This is a genomic window from Microvirga calopogonii (assembly GCF_003347665.1).
Lineage (GTDB): Bacteria > Pseudomonadota > Alphaproteobacteria > Rhizobiales > Beijerinckiaceae > Microvirga > Microvirga calopogonii.
Map to the genome: position 1 here is coordinate 17,369 of NZ_QDGA01000018.1, position 16,525 is coordinate 33,893.

A 16,525-nucleotide genomic window follows, 5' to 3' on the forward strand; every position below is an offset into this window, starting at 1 on the left:
AGCTGTGCCATGGCCGAACAACCCTCCCGAACCGTTCTGACCGACATCGACGTCCCCTTTGGAAGCCTTGTTCTCTTCTTCGTCAAGGCTTCACTCGCGGTGATCCCGGCCGCGATCATCGTGAGCTTCATCCTGGCGCTTATCAGCTGGATCGTCGGTGCAATCTTCGGCGTCGGCCACATGGGCTGGATGATGCGCTAGACCGCCGCCTTCAGAACCCTGCCTGCCACTGCGTCGAGCTTCTTCAGAAGCTCGGGATCGCGAGCCGAGGGAGCCGTCATGATGGCGCCATCGAGGGCCCGGTCCGAACCGACGGGACAAGGCTCATGCTCAGCCGGAAAGTCCCGGGCGACGCGGGCGATCAGGCCAGCGACCTTCGTGGCGTTCTGGTGCGCGACGGCGACCACGGAGGCCACGTCCACGTTGTCGTGCTCCTCATGCCAGCAATCGTAGTCGGTCACCATCGCGACGGTCGCATAGGTGATCTCGGCCTCGCGGGCGAGCTTGGCTTCGGGCATCGCCGTCATCCCGATCACGTCGTAGCCGAGATTCTTGTAGGTCATCGACTCGGCATAGGTGGAGAATTGCGGACCTTCGATGCACACGAGCGTGCCGCCGATGGTAAACGGGATCTTCTCGGCCACCGCCGCATCGGCGATGCGCTGGCGCAGCACGGGCCCGACCGGGTGTGCCATGGGCACATGGGCGACGCAGCCCCGGCCGAAGAACGAGCTTTCGCGCCTGTGGGTGCGGTCCACGTACTGGTCCACCAGCACGAAGAAGCCTGGATAATACTCGTCCTTGAACGAGCCGCAGGCCGAAACCGAGATCAGGTCGGTGACGCCGGCGCGCTTCATCACGTCGATATTGGCCCGGTAATTGATGTCGGACGGCGACAGGCGATGGCCGCGCCCGTGGCGCGGCAGGAAGGCGATCTCGGTCTTGCCGATACGGCCGATGCGCAGCACGTCCGACGGCTCGCCCCATGGCGAGTCGATGCGCACTTCGCGCATATCCTCGAGCCCCGGCAGGTCGTAAACCCCCGATCCGCCGATGATGCCTAGAACCGCCTTCGCCATCTCACGTCCTCGCCTGCCTTGGACTCACGGTTCTTCATAGCCGACGGCACGGCTTGCCCCAAGCCTCCCGCTCGCCTAGGCCCCCTGTCCGGTCAGAGGGATTGCGGCGATCTCGTCCGTCACGAGGCAGGGAAAGAGCGTCTCGCGCACGAGCCTGATCTGTCGGACAGGCGCCGTGATGGAAACGGGCAGGCTCTCGATTCGTGCGACCGCGTCGTCCGGTATGGCGGCATTCGTCCGGTAGCGCGCCAGGGTCGAATGGATCAGGTCGTAGATGATCGGCTTCTGGCCCGGCGGCGGCGGGATCTCGTTGACGATCCTCTGACGGATGGCGTCGATCAGGCCGGTCTCCTCGCTGGCGGTTGCGATGATGGCCGTGTTTGTGACCTTGAGGCGGTTGAAGCGCAGTTCCAGGGCCGGATGGCCTGTGCAGAGCTCCTCCAGGATGTCTTTGGCCTGCCGGGCGATGCTACGCCAGTAGGCGTCCTTGTCGAAATCGCCCTTCACCATCACCAGCGGATAGATGGTGACATGCAGCCCGGGCTTCGGACCCACATGCAGGGGCTCGGGCCAGAGTTCCACGAAGCTCCGTTGAACCTCCGCGAAGGCCTCCCTGGTCTCGGGCTCCAGGCTGGGTTGGACATGGTAGGCGAGGCAGGGCAGGCCCCAGATATCGTCGGCGATCGTCTGCAACATGGGATCGGGATAAACTCGGCCTGGCATCCTGTCACTAGCGCATCGTGCGGACCCGGAGGGCCGCGTCAGCGAAAAGTGGACCCGGTTTTCGCTAGCGCGGCCCGCTGGATCCGTCCCGAACGATGCGCTCTTCAAAGAGTGGAGCATCGGATGAATCCCAAAAGTGCAAGTCCACTTTTGAGTCCGATGCTCTAGCGGTTCGGGCAAATCCTTTAGGACAGACCGAAGACTGAGCCGCTTCCGTTGATCTCGATCGGAAGAGCGCAGCGCTCTACGGAAACGGGATGGCCGGGACAAGCCCGGCCATGACGGCAGAGGATGTCATCCCCTTGGCACCAGCCTTAGAGGCTCCCCTTGGCACCAAAAAGAAAAAGGCCCCGCTTCGGGGCCTTGATCCTGGTCTTTAGGGATTGTGCGTCATCGGAGGCGTGGCGTGGCCTTCGACCTCGCCGCCCACCCGGGCCCAGACCTTCTTCTTGGTGAAGTAGAGCAGGCCCGACAGGACGATCAGGAACAGGATGACCTGGAAGCCGAGGCGCTTGCGTGCTTCGAGGTGCGGTTCCGCCGTCCACATCAGGAAGGCCGTCACGTCGCGGGCGTACTGCTCCACGGTCTCGGGCACCTGAGGCTGGCCGGCCTCGTTCTTCGGGTACTCGACCTGGCCGTCGCTGAGCGGCTTCGGCATCGCGATCACGTGGCCCGGATAGTAGTGGTTGTAGTGACCACCCTGGGGCACGGTGAAGCCCTGCGGAGCCTCCTCGTAGCCGGTGAGCAGCGCCGTCACATAGTCAGCGCCGTTCTCGGAATACTGGCGGAACACGTCGGTGATGAACCAAGGGAAGCCGCGCTCGTAGGTGCGGGCCTTGGGCATCAGGGACAGGTCCGGCGGAGCCTTGCCGCCATTCGCCGACGCGGCGGCATTCTCGTTCGGGAACGGAGCCGGGAAGCGATCGGCCGGGCGGCCGGGACGCTCGAACATGTCGCCGGCTTCGTTCGGACCGTCCTGGACCTTGTATTCCGCCGCCAGGGCACGGACCTGGGCCTCGGAGAACTCCGGACCACCGGGCTGGTGCAGGTTGCGGAAGGCCACGTAGTTCAAGGAGTGGCAGGAGGCGCAGACCTCCCGGTAGACCTTGAAGCCGCGCTGGAGCTGGGCCCGGTCGAAGGTGCCGAACGGTCCCTGGAAGCTCCACTTCTGGGCTGGCGGGACCGGGGTCTCGCCGGCCGCGAAGGCCGGAGCGGCCAGGCCGAGGACGGCGGCTGCGATGAGAAGAGTACGCTTCATCATAGTTTCTGTTTCCTCGACTCTCGCGTCAGCCCTTGGAATGCGGTTCGGGATTGGCGCCGGCCGGAATGCCCGCTCCGCCGTTCTGAACGCCCATGACGGATTCGAGGATCGAATTCGGCAGCGGCAGCGGACGCTCGACGAAGCCGAGCACCGGCAGGATGATCAGGAAGTGGGCGAAGTAGTAGACCGTGCAGATCTGGGACGCGATCACGTACCAGCCCTCGGCCGGGCGGGAACCCAGCCAGCCGAGCAGGAAGCACACGACCACGAAGATCCAGAAGAACTGCTTGTAGAGCGGGCGGTAGGCCGTGGAGCGCACCTTGGAGGTGTCGAGCCAGGGCATGAAGCACCAGATCACGATGGCCGAGCCCATGGCGATCACGCCGCCGAGCTTGTCGGGAATGGCGCGCAGGATCGCGTAGAACGGCAGGAAGTACCATTCCGGAACGATGTGCGCGGGCGTCACGGCCGGGTTCGCCGGGATGTAGTTGTCCGCATGGCCGAGATAGTTCGGCATGTAGAACACCCAGTAGGCGAAGAAGATCATGAACACGACGACGGCGAACACGTCCTTGATCGTCGCGTAGGGGGTGAAGGGAACCGCGTCCTTGCCCGACTTGATCGGAATGCCGGTCGGGTTGTTCTGCCCAGGCACGTGCAGCGCCCAGATGTGCAGGATCACGACGCCCGCGATCATGAAGGGCAGCAGGTAGTGCAGGGAGAAGAAGCGGTTGAGCGTCGGGTTGCCCACCGAGTAGCCGCCCCAGAGGTAGCTCACGATGGTCTCGCCGACGACAGGGATCGCCGAGAAGAGGTTCGTGATCACGGTGGCGCCCCAGAAGCTCATCTGGCCCCAGGGAAGCACGTAGCCCATGAAGGCGGTGGCCATCATCAGGAGGAAGATGATCACGCCGAGGATGTAGAGAACCTCGCGGGGCGCCTTGTAGGAGCCGTAGTAGAAGTTCCGGAAGATGTGGACGTAGACGGCGACGAAGAACATCGATGCGCCGTTGGCGTGCAGGTAGCGGATCAGCCAGCCGTAGTTCACGTCGCGCATGATGTGCTCGACGGACTGGAAGGCGAGGCCCGCGTTCGGGGTGTAGTACATCGCCAGGAACACGCCGGTCACGATCTGCGCGACGAGCATGAACACCAGGATGGCGCCGAAGGTCCAGAAATAGGTCAGGTTCCGCGGAACCGGGAACGCAATGAAGGACGAATGAATGAGGCCTGCGATGGGCAAACGGCTCTCGAACCACTTACCGAAGGCGCTCTTGGGAACGTAAGTTGTGGGATGTGCGCTCATGGATATCGCCTGATCGTCGCTTTCAGTTACGCCGTGGCTTCTTGGCCGATCACGATCTTCGTGTCCGACGCGAAGGTATAGGGCGGAATCGGCAGGTTGATCGGCGCCGGGCCGCCGCGGACGCGCCCGGAGGTATCGAAGATCGAGCCGTGGCAGGGGCAGAACCAGCCATGATACTCACCCTGCTGGCCGAGCGGCACGCAGCCGAGATGGGTGCAGTTGCCGTAAACGATGAGCCACTGGGCCTTGCCTTCCTTCACGCGGGCCGAGTCGGGCTGCGGATCGCGCAGGGAGGCGACGTTCACGTCCTCGGCGGCCTTGATCTCCTCGGCCGTGCGGTGACGGATGAAGATCAGCTTGCCGCGCCAGAAAACCTTGACGATCTGCCCTTCGGCAATCGGGGTCAGGTCCACCTCGACGGGGGCGCCGGCAGCCACCGTCGCCGCGTCGGGCGCCAGGGACTGCACGAAGGGCCATACCAGGGTGGCTCCGCCGACAACGGCAGCTGCGCCCGTGGCGATGTAGAGGAAATCGCGCCGTGTCGGCTCAGCGACATGAGTGGTGGTCTCGGCCACTTGGCTCTCCAGCATTGGTCAAAAAACGAGAACCGCGCATCGGCAATACCTTGGGAACCAAGGCATTTGGCACACGAGGTCCACAATGGAACAAGCATGCGCGGCGACGCGCGCGCAATGCGACTGGGAGTCGCCGCGCGGTGGCTCTTTGGCACGGCCAAGCCCGGCTGTCCATAGCCGGATTGGAGTTGTTCCAGCCTGTGGCGCAAAATGCCGCCGCGGTTGCGCCCTCAAGAGCTCCCTTGACGACGGGGCCCGATGACCCGATGAGGGGCCCATGCCCCGTCTCGCCATCTACCAGCCGGACATCCCACAGAATACCGGCACCATGCTGCGCCTCGCCGCCTGCCTCGGCGTGCCGGTGGACATCATCGAACCCGCGGCCTTTGACGTCTCCGACCGGAACCTGCGCCGCTCCGGGATGGACTATCTCAACCACGTGGCGATCACGCGGCACATCTCCTGGCGCACCTTCGAGGACTGGCGGCGGGAATCCAAGGGCCGCCTGATCCTGACCACGACCAAGGGCGCCGTTCCTTACGCCGATTTCGCATATCGGGCCGACGACATCATCCTGGTCGGTCGCGAATCCGCCGGCGTGCCGGAGGAGGTCCACCAAGCAGCCGATGCCCGCGTGGTCATTCCCATGCAGCCCGGCCTGCGCTCCCTCAACGTCGCCGTGACCGCCGCCATGATCCTCGGCGAGGCGCTACGGCAGACGAACGCCTTTCCTCATCCTTCTCTTCCAGAAACCTGAAGCGACATCATGACCGACAAAGCCGACATCGAGCGCCTGCAGACGGAGGCTCCCCGCTGGTTCGCCACCCTGCGCGACCGGATCTGCGCCGCGTTCGAGGCCCTGGAGGACGAGGTGACGGCGCCCCTCCCGGCGGAGGCCTCCGAGCCCGGCCGGTTCCAGCGTACGCCCTGGGAGCGCAAGGACCATAGCGGAGCCCCCGGCGGCGGAGGCGTCATGTCCATGATGCGCGGCCGCGTGTTCGAGAAAGTGGGCGTGCACGTCTCGACCGTACATGGGGAATTCGCGCCGGAATTCCGTGGCCAGATCCCGGGCTCGGATCAGGATCCGCGCTTCTGGGCCGGCGGCATCTCGCTCATCGCCCATCCCTGGAACCCCAATGTTCCAACGGTTCACATGAACACCCGCTTCGTCGTCACCACGAAGGCGTGGTTCGGCGGCGGGGCGGACCTCACCCCCGTGCTCGACCGCCGGCGGACCCAGGACGATCCCGACACGGTCGCCTTTCACCAGGCCATGGAAGAGGCCTGCCGAGCCCAGGCGCCGGAAGGCTCCTACGAAAAGTACAAGACGTGGTGCGACGAGTACTTCTTCCTCAAGCACCGCAACGAGCCGCGCGGCATCGGCGGCATCTTCTACGATTACCACTGGACCGGAAGCCCGGATGAGGACCTGGCCTTCACCCGCCAGGTGGGCGAGGCCTTCCTCAAGGTCTATCCCGAGATCGTCCGGCGCAACGTCACCAAACCCTGGACGGAGGAAGACCGCATCGAGCAGCAGGTGCGGCGTGGGCGCTACGTGGAGTTCAACCTGCTCTACGACCGCGGCACGATCTTCGGCCTGAAGACCGGCGGCAACATCGCGTCGATCCTGTCCTCCATGCCGCCGACGGTGAGGTGGCCTTAAATCCGCTCCAGAACCCGCCCGAGCAGATCCTTCGCATAGGTCTCGTCCGTCCGGCAGCCCTCGGCCAGCCAGGCTTGGCGGGCCTGGGCGAGCAGCTGCCCGATCCTGGGGCCCTTCGGAACACCGCCCTCGATCAGGTCGGCGCCCCGCAAGGGAAAGACCGGCACCGGCTCGGCGCCGGCGTGAAACAGGTCGAGCGCCTCGCGGGCCTCGGGATGCACAACCGGACGCGGCTCTCCCGCCGTGGCAGCGAGAACGGTCCGGAGGGTGTCGAGATCGTGGTCCGCCGCCAGGCGGCGGATGGCGGCGGCGTCCAGGGGCAAGGCCCAGGTCTTGAGCAGGCTCAGGAGGCCGGCATAGGCGGCGAGCTTCTTGTGCTCATCGTTGGAAAGCCGAAGGCGCTCCCGCAGACGCTCCGCATCCTCCTCGACCATGACGGCGAGCGCGGCCAGTCGCCAGATCGGAACGGGATCGTCCCGGTCGGAGGCAGCGACCCGGCTGAAACGCCCAAACTCGGCGACGCCGTCGAGAAGCCACGTGAGGAACCCGTGATCGGCCATGAGGCGGATGGTGTCTTCCGCACGACGGGCGACGATGAGCTTCAGGAGTTCGTGGCGGATCCGCTCCTTCGAGAGGATCGCCAGTCCCTGGCGCTCGGCACCCGACGCGTCGAGCCCCTCCGGGTCCGGATCGCCTTGCGCGTATTCCGCGTGGAAGCGGAAGAAGCGCATGATGCGCAGATAATCTTCGCGGATGCGGGTATGAGCGTCGCCGATGAAGCGGACGCGTCGGGCCCTCAGGTCCGCAACCCCGTCGGTGTAATCGTGGAGCCGCCCGTCCAGGCCGAGCGAGAGCGCATTGATGGTGAAATCGCGCCGCCTCGCGTCGCGCACGAAATCGCGGCCGAAATGCACGACCGCATGTCGCCCATCGGTTTCCACATCCTCGCGGAGGGTCGTGATCTCGTAGGGCTCGCCCTCGACGATCACCGTGATCGTGCCGTGCTCGATCCCGGTCGGCACGGCCTTGAAGCCGGCCGCCTCGGCGCGTGCCGCGATGGCTTCGGGCAGCAGGGTGGTGGTGCAATCCACCTCGGTCACGGGCCTGCCGAGAAGGGCGTTGCGCACGGCGCCGCCCACGATGCGCGTCTCCTGCGCGTCGTCGTTGAAGACCTCAAGGAGGCGGCGCAGCGCCGGGCGTTCGAGAAGACCTGCGAGGGCCCGTTCGTCGAGATTGTCCATCACTCGAAATGTCCCGGTATGACACGCCCGTTCTCAACATGTGTCGGCACATAGGCGCCGGTCCGGCGCTCGTCCACGAGGCCCGTGACGATCAGCGACAGGACCACGAAGCCGAGGCCTGCGATGGTGAGCCAGAGCGACTGACTGCTCCAGTGCGACCACAACAACGGATCGCGGCGGCGGATGACGAGATAGGCACCGAAGAGAACGAAGGGCAGGAAAAACAGTACCAATCCCTGAACAACTGCCCGCGTCATGAACCGTAGAGCCTCTCGTACATGTTGCGGATGATCCCCGCCGTGACACCCCAGATGTAGCGCCCATCGTAGGGCATTGCATAGTAGCGGCGCACCCGGCCCTTCCATTCGCGGGAATGCAGCTCGTGACGGGCGGGGTCCATGAGGAAGCCGATCGGCACCTCGAAGGTATCGGCCACCTCGTCGTGGTTGAGGTTGAGGGTGTAGGAGGGAGAGACCCGCGCCACCACCGGCATGACGAGATAATTCGTGGTGGACAGATAAGCGTCGAGGTAGCCCAGCGGGCTGATGAAACGGCTGTCGAGGCCAATTTCCTCCATGGCCTCGCGGCAGGCCGCCGCCAGGACGGAGGCATCTTCGGGATCGACCCGCCCGCCGGGAAAGGCGATCTGCCCCGAATGCTGGCGCAGATGCGCCGAGCGTTCGGTCAGAAGCAGCATCGGTTCCTCGCGCATGACCACGGGAACGAGGACCGCCGCCGGCTTGGGCGTCAGGGGATGGGCCAGGGGCACGTTGTCGAGGCTGTGATCCCCCCGCGGATTGGCGAGGGCCTCGTCGGGATGCGGCGGTTCGGACCGCAGCCGCTCGACCGCACGGGTCAGGAAATCGGGCGCATCATGGGGGGCAAGGCGCATCAGAGTGCGCCCCATTCGTCGATGGAAGCCATGTGGAAGAAGATACCATTGGCCATGACACCGAAGCTGCCAACGCCGTCCAAGTGCCGTTCCTCACCCATCGCGACGAGATCCAGCGCCAGGGATCGGGTCACCAAAGCCCAGAGTTCACCCCGAACCTTAACGTAAGGCTTCACGCCGCCATGGGCGTCCCGGTCGAAGCGCAAGGGGTGCTCCGGCCCGACCTGCACGAGGTCGTCCACATTGGTGCGGAAGGCGATCTGGCGGCCGTCGCCTTCGCCCTCCACGGCCATCTCGACCGCGAGGAACGGCGCATCCTCGACCGTGATCCCGACCCGCTCGACCGGGGTGACGAGCACATAACGCTCCGGATCCTTGCGCAGGACCGTCGAGAACAGCTTCACGAGAGCCGGGCGGTTGATGGGCGTGCCCATGTAGTGCCACGTTCCGTCGGCAGCGATGCGCATGTCGATCTCGCCGCAATAGGCCGGGTTCCAGCGCTCGACCGGCGGCGGTCCTTTGCGTTTGGCTTCAGGCCCGAGCGCCTCGGCGAGACGGGCCAGGGCATTGCCGGGAATGGGGGATGAATGTTCGGTCATGACGCAAGCGTGAACAGGAATCTTGAACTTATGGATCGACGAACGGCCGCTGATTGTTACTTGCTAGTGCATCGTGCGGAAAAGTGGACCCGGTTTTCCGCATCAACGATGCACACACTTTAGGAAGAAGCATCGGATCCGATCCCAAAAGTGGGTCCACTTTTGGGTCCGATGCTTTAGAGCATAGAGTCCCCGGCTGTCCCGTCCACTCCGTTCCCTCCGATGATGCGGCGCAACGACCCTTGCATCTCGACACGGAACAAAGGCAGACTAGCTACCGGGGGCAATTGCGAACGAGGAGAGTGACCTCATGACGGCCAGCATTGCTCAAGCGCCTACCGCATTGGACGACGCGATCATCCGCAACGCGGAGGCGACCCTTGAGACTGTCGGCCGCGCCCGGGAGGCCATTCACACGGTCATCTTCGGCCAGGAGGACGTGGTCGACCTGACCCTGATCACCCTTCTCGCAGGCGGCCACGGCCTTCTCGTGGGCGTTCCGGGCCTCGCCAAGACGAAGCTCGTGGAGACGCTCGGCACCGTGCTGGGCCTCGACGCCCGCCGCATCCAGTTCACGCCGGACCTGATGCCCTCCGACATCCTCGGCTCCGAGATCCTCGACGAGGGCGCCGACCGGCGCCGCTCCTTCCGCTTCGTGAAGGGGCCGGTCTTCGCCCAGCTCCTGATGGCCGACGAGATCAACCGCGCGAGCCCGCGCACCCAGTCGGCCCTGCTCCAGGCCATGCAGGAGCATCACGTTTCCGTGGGCGGCGAGCGGCACGACCTGCCGCAGCCGTTCCATGTGCTCGCGACCCAGAACCCCATCGAGCAGGAAGGCACCTATCCCCTGCCCGAGGCCCAGCTCGACCGCTTCCTGCTCGAAATCGACGTGGGCTATCCGACCCGCGATGCCGAGCGGCGCATCCTGATCGAGACGACGGGCGCCGATGAGCACAGGCCCCAGGCGGTCATGAATGCCGAGGCTCTCATGAACGCCCAGCGGCTCGTCCGCCGCCTGCCGGTCGGCGAGAGCGTGGTCGATGCGATCCTCGATCTCGTCCGCTCGGCCCGCCCCGAAGGCGACGGCGTCGACGGCGTGACCGACAAGATCCTATGGGGGCCCGGCCCCCGTGCCAGCCAGGCCCTGATGCTGGCGGTGCGCGCCCGCGCGCTGATCGAGGGCCGTGTGGCCCCCTCCATCGCCGACGTGGTGGCGCTCGCCGAACCGGTTCTCAAGCACCGCATGGCGCTGACCTTCTCCGCCCGGGCCGATGGCGAAACGATCAAGAGCGTCGTCGGCCGGCTCACCTCGCGGCTGGCAGGCTAGGATCATCGTCATGGCCCGTGTCCGGGTCCTTCCCGAAAGCGCCCGCTCGCCGGGACGCAGCGAAACCGAGAGCGCGCTCGCCCTGGCCGGCCGCATGCCGCATCTCGTGCTCGAGGCCAGGCGCGTGGCCGCCAACCTCGCGCACGGCATCCACGGCCGCCGCCGCGCCGGCACCGGCGAGACCTTCTGGCAGTTCCGCCCCTTCGTGACCGGAGAGGCGGCGCAGCGGATCGACTGGCGCCGCTCCGCCCGGGACGACCGGCTTTATGTGCGCGAGCGCGAGTGGGAAACGGCCCAGACGGTCTGGTTCTGGATCGACCGTTCCGCCTCCATGGGCTACGTCTCGGATCTGGCGCAGGCACCCAAGATCGAACGCGCCATCGTGCTCGGACTTGCGCTTGCCGACTGCTTCGTCGAAGCCGGTGAACGGGTCGGCATGCTGGGCCTCATGCCGCCGCGCGCCACCCGGCGCATTGCGGAGGCCATGGCCCAGAACCTGGTGAATGACCGCTCCGCCCTCGAGGAGGACCTGCCGCCGCAGGCGCCCGTCGCACCGCAGCACGAGGCTGTGCTGATCAGCGATTTCCTGTCGCCCATGCCCGACATCACCGCCATGGTCGAGGCCATCTCGTCGCGCGGGGCCCGGGGGCACCTCGTGATGATCGTCGATCCCGTCGAGGAGACCTTCCCGTTCCAGGGACAGGCGGTCCTGCACGATCTCGAGGACGGTGTTTCCCTGCGCATCGGCGATGCGATCTCCTGGGGCCGGGCCTATCGCCTGCGGATCGAGCAGCACCGGGAGGAGCTTCAGGCGCTCGCCCGCCGCCGCGGCTGGACCCTGACGATCCATCGCACCGACCGTCCCGCCAGCGAAGCGGCGCTCCGCATCATGACCCTGGTGTCGACGTCGCGCGGCATCGGCGTGGGAGGGCGTTGAACGATGTTCGGCCTTCCCCTGACCTTCACCGTCCCGCTCGTCCTGACGGCCCTTGCGGCCCTGCCAGCCATCTGGCTGCTTCTGCGCATTACGCCGCCGCAGCCGAAGCGCGTGGATTTTCCGCCTCTCAAGATTCTGGCCGACCTGCGGCCCGAGCAGGAGCTGCCCGCGCGCACGCCCTGGTGGCTCCTGCTGCTGCGGCTTCTGCTCGCCGCGTTCCTCATCCTCGCGGCGGCCGGTCCGATCTGGAACCCGCTGGCGGAAGACAACAACCGCTCGCCGCTTCTGATGGTGCTCGACAACGGCTTTGCCGCCGCGCACGACTGGCGCGACCGCATGAACCTCGCTTCCGAGCGCATCGAGGCGGCGGGGCGAAACGGACGCACCGTCGCGCTCGTGGCAACCGCGGAAGCACCCGCCGCCATCGAGCCCACCAGCCCGGCCACCGCTTTGGAGCGGCTGCGCTCCCTCAAGCCCCAGCCGCATCTGCAGGACCGGCAAGCCCATCTCGAGTCCATCAGGCGGTTCCTGGAATCGACGCCCGAGGTCAACATTGTCTGGATCAGCGACGGGGTCGCCGGCGTTGACGGTCAGGGCTTCATCGACGGTTTGGCGCAGATGGCGAACGGGCAGCGGATCACCGTTCTGAAGGAGGAGCGCGCTCCCGCCCTCGCCATTGCCGGCGTGGAAAATGCCGGCGGTCAGCTCAACGTCAGGCTCGTGCGGCCCGAGCCGAACGGACGCGATGCCGGCACGGTGCGCGCCCTCGATCTCAAGAGCCTGCCGCTCGCCGACATGCGCTATTCCTTCGATCCGAATGCAACCGAGACGAGTGTCGCGTTCGACCTTCCGACCGAGATCCGCAACGCCATCGCGCGCGTCGAGATCCTCGGCGAAGGATCCGCCGGTGCCGTGCATCTTCTCGACGAGCGCGGCAAGCGCCGCCGCGTCGGCCTCGTCTTCGGCGGGACCTCCGACCAAGCGCAGCCTCTTCTCTCGCCGCTCTACTACATCGAGCGCGCATTGGCGCCCTATTCGGAGATCCGCAACGGGCGCGGCGCGGTCGCCGACGCGGTGAACCAGCTCATCGACGAGCAGGTGTCCGTTCTCGTGCTCGCCGATGTGGGCGGACTCGATCAGGAAACACTCGGCAAGGTCACGGCCTTCGTCGAGCGCGGCGGCATGCTGCTGCGTTTCGCGGGCTCAAGGCTCGCCGCCGGAAACGACGAACTCGTGCCGGTACGCCTGCGGCGGGGTGGCCGCAGCCTGGGCGGCACGCTCTCGTGGGATACGCCGAAGACCTTCGCGCCCTTCACCCGCGAAAGCCCCTATTTCGGCCTCCCGGTACCGGAGGAAATCGGCATCCGCCGCCAGATCCTCGCGGAGCCGGACGGCGACCTGCCGGCGAAAACCTGGGCGTCGCTCGCCGACGGCACGCCCATCGTCACGGCCGACAAGCGCGGCGACGGCCTGATCGTGCTCTTCCACGTCACCGCCGACACCACCTGGTCGAACCTGCCCCTGTCGGGTCTCTTCGTCGACATGCTGCGCCGGACCACGGCTCTCGCGGGCGCGCCCGGCGACGTGAATGCGGAAGCCCGCAATGCGGAGAACGAGACCGTGGCCCCACGACTGACCCTCGACGGATACGGCATCTACGCCTCGCCTCCGGCGACCGCCCGTGCCATTCCGCGCAACTATGCGGAGCGCGCGACGGGAGAGCATCCGCCGGGCTTCTACGGGCCGGTGGATTCGAGCCTCGCGGTGAATGCGCTCCTGCCGGGCGACCGGCTCGCGCCGCTGAATTACACCCCCCTCAACGCGCGGATCGCTCCGCTCGCCGGAGCGCAGACCATCGACCTGCGCACGCCGCTCTTCATGGTCGCCCTGGCACTCCTGCTCATCGACACCCTCGCGTCCCTGTGGCTCGGCGGGCACCTGTCGAACCTCACCGGCCGCCTGCGCCGGGCCGGTGCGACGGCAGCCATCGTCCTGGGGGCGTTCCTGCTCCTCAACCCGGCCCCCGACGCAAGCGCGCAGGAGCGCCGGTCGTCCATGACGATGGAGAGCACCAATCCGGCACTCGTGACGCGCCTGGCCTATGTCATCACGGGCGACTCGCAGGTCGACGACACGAGCAAGGCGGGCCTGGCGGGACTGACGCAGGTGCTGAGCCAGCGCACGGCCCTGTCGCCCGGCGAGCCCATCGGCATCGATCTGTCGCGGGACGAGGTGGCCTTCTACCCGCTGATCTACTGGCCCATCGTCGCGTCGCGGCCGGCCCCGTCGGAGGCCGCGATCCGGCGGCTCGACGCGTTCATGAAGGGCGGCGGCACGGTGATCTTCGACACCCGCGATGCCTTCGGCAACCGCCCGGACGGCGCCCCGACGGCGGAAGGGCAATACCTGCGCCGGATGCTGGCGAGCCTCGACATTCCCGAGCTCGAGCCCGTGCCGTCCGACCACGTGCTGACCAAGACCTTCTACATCCTCGACAGCTTCCCCGGCCGCTACGCCACGGGACAGACCTGGGTCGAGGCCCTGCCGCCGGCCCCCGAGGGCGAAGCCAGTCGTCCCGCCCGCTCGGGTGACGGCGTCTCGCCGATCATCATCACGTCCAACGACCTCGCTGCCGCCTGGGCCGTGGGCCAGCGGGGCGAGTGGCTCTACCCGGTCGTCGGCAGCGACCCGCGCCAGCGGGAATTCTCGTATCGCAGCGGCGTCAACATCGTCATGTATGCGCTGACCGGCAACTACAAGGCCGATCAGGTGCACGTGCCGGCCCTGCTCGAACGCCTCGGGCAGTAAGGGGATCATCTTTGCTCTCGATCGGCTTCTCCCCCCTTGTCCCGACCTACGCCCTCTGGGCCCTCGGCGCGGTCGTCGCCCTCATGGCGATCCTGGCGCTGGTGTCCCGCGGTCCCGTGGCGATCCTGCGGGCGGTGGCCCTCGGGCTCGTGCTCCTCGCCCTCGCCAACCCGGCCCTGGTGCAGGAGGACCGGGAGAAGGTGAAGGACATCGTGGCGGTGGTCATGGACCGCTCGACCTCGCAGACGCTGGGCGACCGGCCGGCCATGACCGACCGGGTCAGAGCCGAGCTGGAGCGGCGCTTCGGTTCGCTCGCCGACGTGGAGCCCCGCTTCATCGAGGCCGATGACGGCAACGGCGACGACGGAACGCGCCTGTTCACCGCCCTGTCCAACGGATTGGCCGACGTGCCGCCGGACCGGCTCGCCGGCGTCATCTTCGTCACCGACGGCGTCGTGCACGACATTCCCTCCTCCGTGGAAGGCCTCGGCTTCAAGGCGCCGCTCCACGCCCTCATCACCGGCCGCCCGGACGAGCGCGACCGGCAGATCAAGCTTCTGGAAGCGCCGCGCTTCGGCATCGTCGGCAAGGACCAGACCATCCGGGCGCAGATCATGGAGCGCGGCGGCACGGGCTCGGCGCTCGTCACCGTGCGGCGCGACGGGCAGGTCCTCACCCGCCAGCAGGTGCCGGCCGACACGCCCTTCTCCCTCGACGTGCGCATCGAGCATGGCGGCACCAACGTGGTCGAGCTCGAAGTCGAAGGCCTGCCCGACGAGCTGACCCAGGCCAACAACCGGGCCGTCGTTCCCATCGAGGGCATCCGCGAGAAGCTGCGCGTGCTGCTGGTCTCCGGCGAGCCTCATGCGGGCGAGCGGACCTGGCGCAATCTCCTCAAATCCGACGCCAACGTGGACCTCGTCCACTTCACCATCCTGCGTCCGCCGGAGAAGCAGGACGGCACGCCGATCAACGAGCTCTCGCTGATCGCCTTCCCGACCCGCGAGCTGTTCCAGCAGAAGATCAAGGAATTCGACCTGATCATCTTCGACCGCTACGCGAACCAGAGCATCCTGCCGTCCAGCTATTTCGAGAACATCGTGCGCTACGTGCGCGAGGGCGGCGCGATCCTCGTGGCGGCGGGGCCCGAATTCGCCAGCTACGGCAGCCTCGCGCAGACGCGGCTCGCCCCGATCATCCCCGGCCAGCCCAACGGCAGCATCGTCGAACAGCCCTACAAGGCGCACATCACCGAGACGGGCGACCGCCATCCGGTCACCCGTGACCTGCCGGGCTCCGAGCAATCGCCGCCGGCCTGGGGCGAGTGGCTGCGCATCATCGGCTCGCAGGTGCAGTCCGGCGACACCCTCATGTCGGGAGCCAACGACCTGCCGCTCCTCGTGCTGCGCCGGGAGGAGAAGGGCCGCGTGGCGCTGCTGCTCTCCGACCATGCCTGGCTCTGGGCGCGGGGATACCAGGAGGGCGGGCCGCATCTCGACCTGCTGCGCCGTCTCGCCCACTGGCTCATGAAGGAACCCGCCCTGGAGGAGGAGGCGCTTCGCGCCAGCGCCCAGGGACGCACCATCCGCATCGAGCGCCAGACCATGGCCGAGACGGCCGATCCGGTCACCCTGACGGCGCCGAGCGGCGCGGAAAGCAGCATCCCGCTCAACGAGAGCCGTCCCGGCCTCTTCACGGCCCAGGTGGAAAGCCGCGAACTCGGGCTCCACACGCTCCGCTCGGGCGACCTCATCGCCTTCGTGAGCATCGGACCGGCCAATCCGCGCGAGCTGATGGACGTGTTCAGCAATACGGAGGCCTTGAGCGCGATCGCGGAAGCGACCGGCGGGTCGGTGCGGCGGGTCGCCATGGCGGGCGATCAGAGCATCACGGTCCCGCGCATCCTGGCGGTGCATTCCGGCACCCGCCTGTCCGGCGGCGACTGGATCGGGATCAGGCCCAGCGACAGCGCCATCGTCCGCGGCGTGTCCGTCTTCCCGATGGCGCTCGGCTTCGTCGGCCTGGTGCTCCTGATCGGCTCGACGCTCGCCGCCTGGCTGATCGAGGGGCGCCGCAGGGCGTAGGTGGGTCGCAAACCCCGAATGCGGCGTTCG

The 16,525-nt window shown here is 66.9% G+C and carries 16 protein-coding genes; 7 read left to right on the forward strand and 9 right to left on the reverse strand.

What is annotated here, in order from left to right:
• Positions 1-9 precede the first annotated feature (9 nt).
• The gene (locus tag DDF70_RS15450) at positions 10-201 is read left to right on the forward strand and encodes a hypothetical protein (RefSeq protein ID WP_114945757.1); all 192 of its coding nucleotides are present in this window, start codon (positions 10-12) and stop codon (positions 199-201) included.
• Here the strand turns inward: DDF70_RS15450 and DDF70_RS15455 are convergent.
• The 5 genes from DDF70_RS15455 to petA form a co-directional block, all read right to left on the reverse strand.
• Positions 198-1,079, reverse strand: coding sequence for an S-methyl-5'-thioadenosine phosphorylase (locus tag DDF70_RS15455; protein ID WP_114945758.1), 882 nt, complete (start codon positions 1,077-1,079; stop codon positions 198-200). The two genes, DDF70_RS15450 and DDF70_RS15455, sit on opposite strands and share 4 nt — an antisense overlap.
• 75 nt (positions 1,080-1,154) lie before the next feature.
• Positions 1,155-1,775: a 2'-5' RNA ligase family protein gene (locus tag DDF70_RS15460; protein ID WP_114945759.1), complete on the reverse strand. Its 621-nt coding sequence runs from the start codon at positions 1,773-1,775 to the stop codon at positions 1,155-1,157.
• Between the two features lie 403 nt (positions 1,776-2,178).
• Complete coding sequence (locus DDF70_RS15465; RefSeq protein ID WP_114945760.1) at positions 2,179-3,063, reverse strand: cytochrome c1; 885 nt, start codon at positions 3,061-3,063, stop codon at positions 2,179-2,181.
• Between the two features lie 25 nt (positions 3,064-3,088).
• Positions 3,089-4,369: a cytochrome b gene (locus DDF70_RS15470; protein ID WP_114945761.1), complete on the reverse strand. Its 1,281-nt coding sequence runs from the start codon at positions 4,367-4,369 to the stop codon at positions 3,089-3,091.
• 26 nt (positions 4,370-4,395) lie between these two features.
• Positions 4,396-4,959: a ubiquinol-cytochrome c reductase iron-sulfur subunit gene (gene petA, locus DDF70_RS15475; RefSeq protein WP_114945762.1), complete on the reverse strand. Its 564-nt coding sequence runs from the start codon at positions 4,957-4,959 to the stop codon at positions 4,396-4,398.
• A 262-nt stretch (positions 4,960-5,221) separates the two neighbouring features.
• Here petA and DDF70_RS15480 point away from each other — a divergent pair, with 262 nt between their 5' ends.
• Positions 5,222-5,701, forward strand: a complete 480-nt coding sequence (locus DDF70_RS15480; RefSeq protein ID WP_114945763.1) for a tRNA (cytidine(34)-2'-O)-methyltransferase — start codon at positions 5,222-5,224, stop codon at positions 5,699-5,701.
• Positions 5,702-5,710: 9 nt separating this feature from the next.
• Positions 5,711-6,607 carry an oxygen-dependent coproporphyrinogen oxidase gene (hemF, locus tag DDF70_RS15485; RefSeq protein WP_114945764.1) on the forward strand — a complete coding sequence of 299 codons (897 nt, stop codon included), beginning with the start codon at positions 5,711-5,713 and terminating at the stop codon, positions 6,605-6,607.
• Here hemF and DDF70_RS15490 read toward each other — a convergent pair.
• The 4 genes from DDF70_RS15490 to DDF70_RS15505 are packed head-to-tail and all read right to left on the reverse strand — an operon-like array spanning position 6,604 to position 9,339.
• Positions 6,604-7,848 carry a CCA tRNA nucleotidyltransferase gene (locus tag DDF70_RS15490; protein ID WP_114945765.1) on the reverse strand — a complete coding sequence of 415 codons (1,245 nt, stop codon included), beginning with the start codon at positions 7,846-7,848 and terminating at the stop codon, positions 6,604-6,606. The genes hemF and DDF70_RS15490 overlap by 4 nt on opposite strands.
• Positions 7,848-8,105 carry a DUF6111 family protein gene (locus DDF70_RS15495; RefSeq protein ID WP_114945766.1) on the reverse strand — a complete coding sequence of 86 codons (258 nt, stop codon included), beginning with the start codon at positions 8,103-8,105 and terminating at the stop codon, positions 7,848-7,850. The genes DDF70_RS15490 and DDF70_RS15495 overlap by 1 nt, the downstream gene beginning before the upstream one ends.
• A complete protein-coding gene (locus DDF70_RS15500; RefSeq protein WP_114945840.1) occupies positions 8,102-8,740 on the reverse strand; it encodes a CoA pyrophosphatase in 639 nt (212 codons plus the stop codon). Before DDF70_RS15500 ends, DDF70_RS15495 begins: the two co-directional genes overlap by 4 nt.
• Positions 8,740-9,339, reverse strand: coding sequence for a DUF1285 domain-containing protein (locus DDF70_RS15505; protein WP_114945767.1), 600 nt, complete (start codon positions 9,337-9,339; stop codon positions 8,740-8,742). The genes DDF70_RS15500 and DDF70_RS15505 overlap by 1 nt, the downstream gene beginning before the upstream one ends.
• Positions 9,340-9,649: 310 nt before the next feature.
• Here DDF70_RS15505 and DDF70_RS15510 point away from each other — a divergent pair, with 310 nt between their 5' ends.
• The 4 genes from DDF70_RS15510 to DDF70_RS15525 are packed head-to-tail and all read left to right on the forward strand — an operon-like array spanning position 9,650 to position 16,495.
• Positions 9,650-10,666, forward strand: a complete 1,017-nt coding sequence (locus DDF70_RS15510) for an AAA family ATPase (RefSeq protein ID WP_114945768.1) — start codon at positions 9,650-9,652, stop codon at positions 10,664-10,666.
• A 10-nt stretch (positions 10,667-10,676) separates the two neighbouring features.
• A complete protein-coding gene (locus tag DDF70_RS15515; RefSeq protein WP_114945769.1) occupies positions 10,677-11,603 on the forward strand; it encodes a DUF58 domain-containing protein in 927 nt (308 codons plus the stop codon).
• 3 nt (positions 11,604-11,606) lie between these two features.
• Positions 11,607-14,411 carry a DUF4159 domain-containing protein gene (locus DDF70_RS15520; RefSeq protein WP_114945770.1) on the forward strand — a complete coding sequence of 935 codons (2,805 nt, stop codon included), beginning with the start codon at positions 11,607-11,609 and terminating at the stop codon, positions 14,409-14,411.
• A gap of 11 nt (positions 14,412-14,422) precedes the next feature.
• A complete protein-coding gene (locus DDF70_RS15525; protein ID WP_114945771.1) occupies positions 14,423-16,495 on the forward strand; it encodes a hypothetical protein in 2,073 nt (690 codons plus the stop codon).
• Positions 16,496-16,525: the final 30 nt, after the last annotated feature.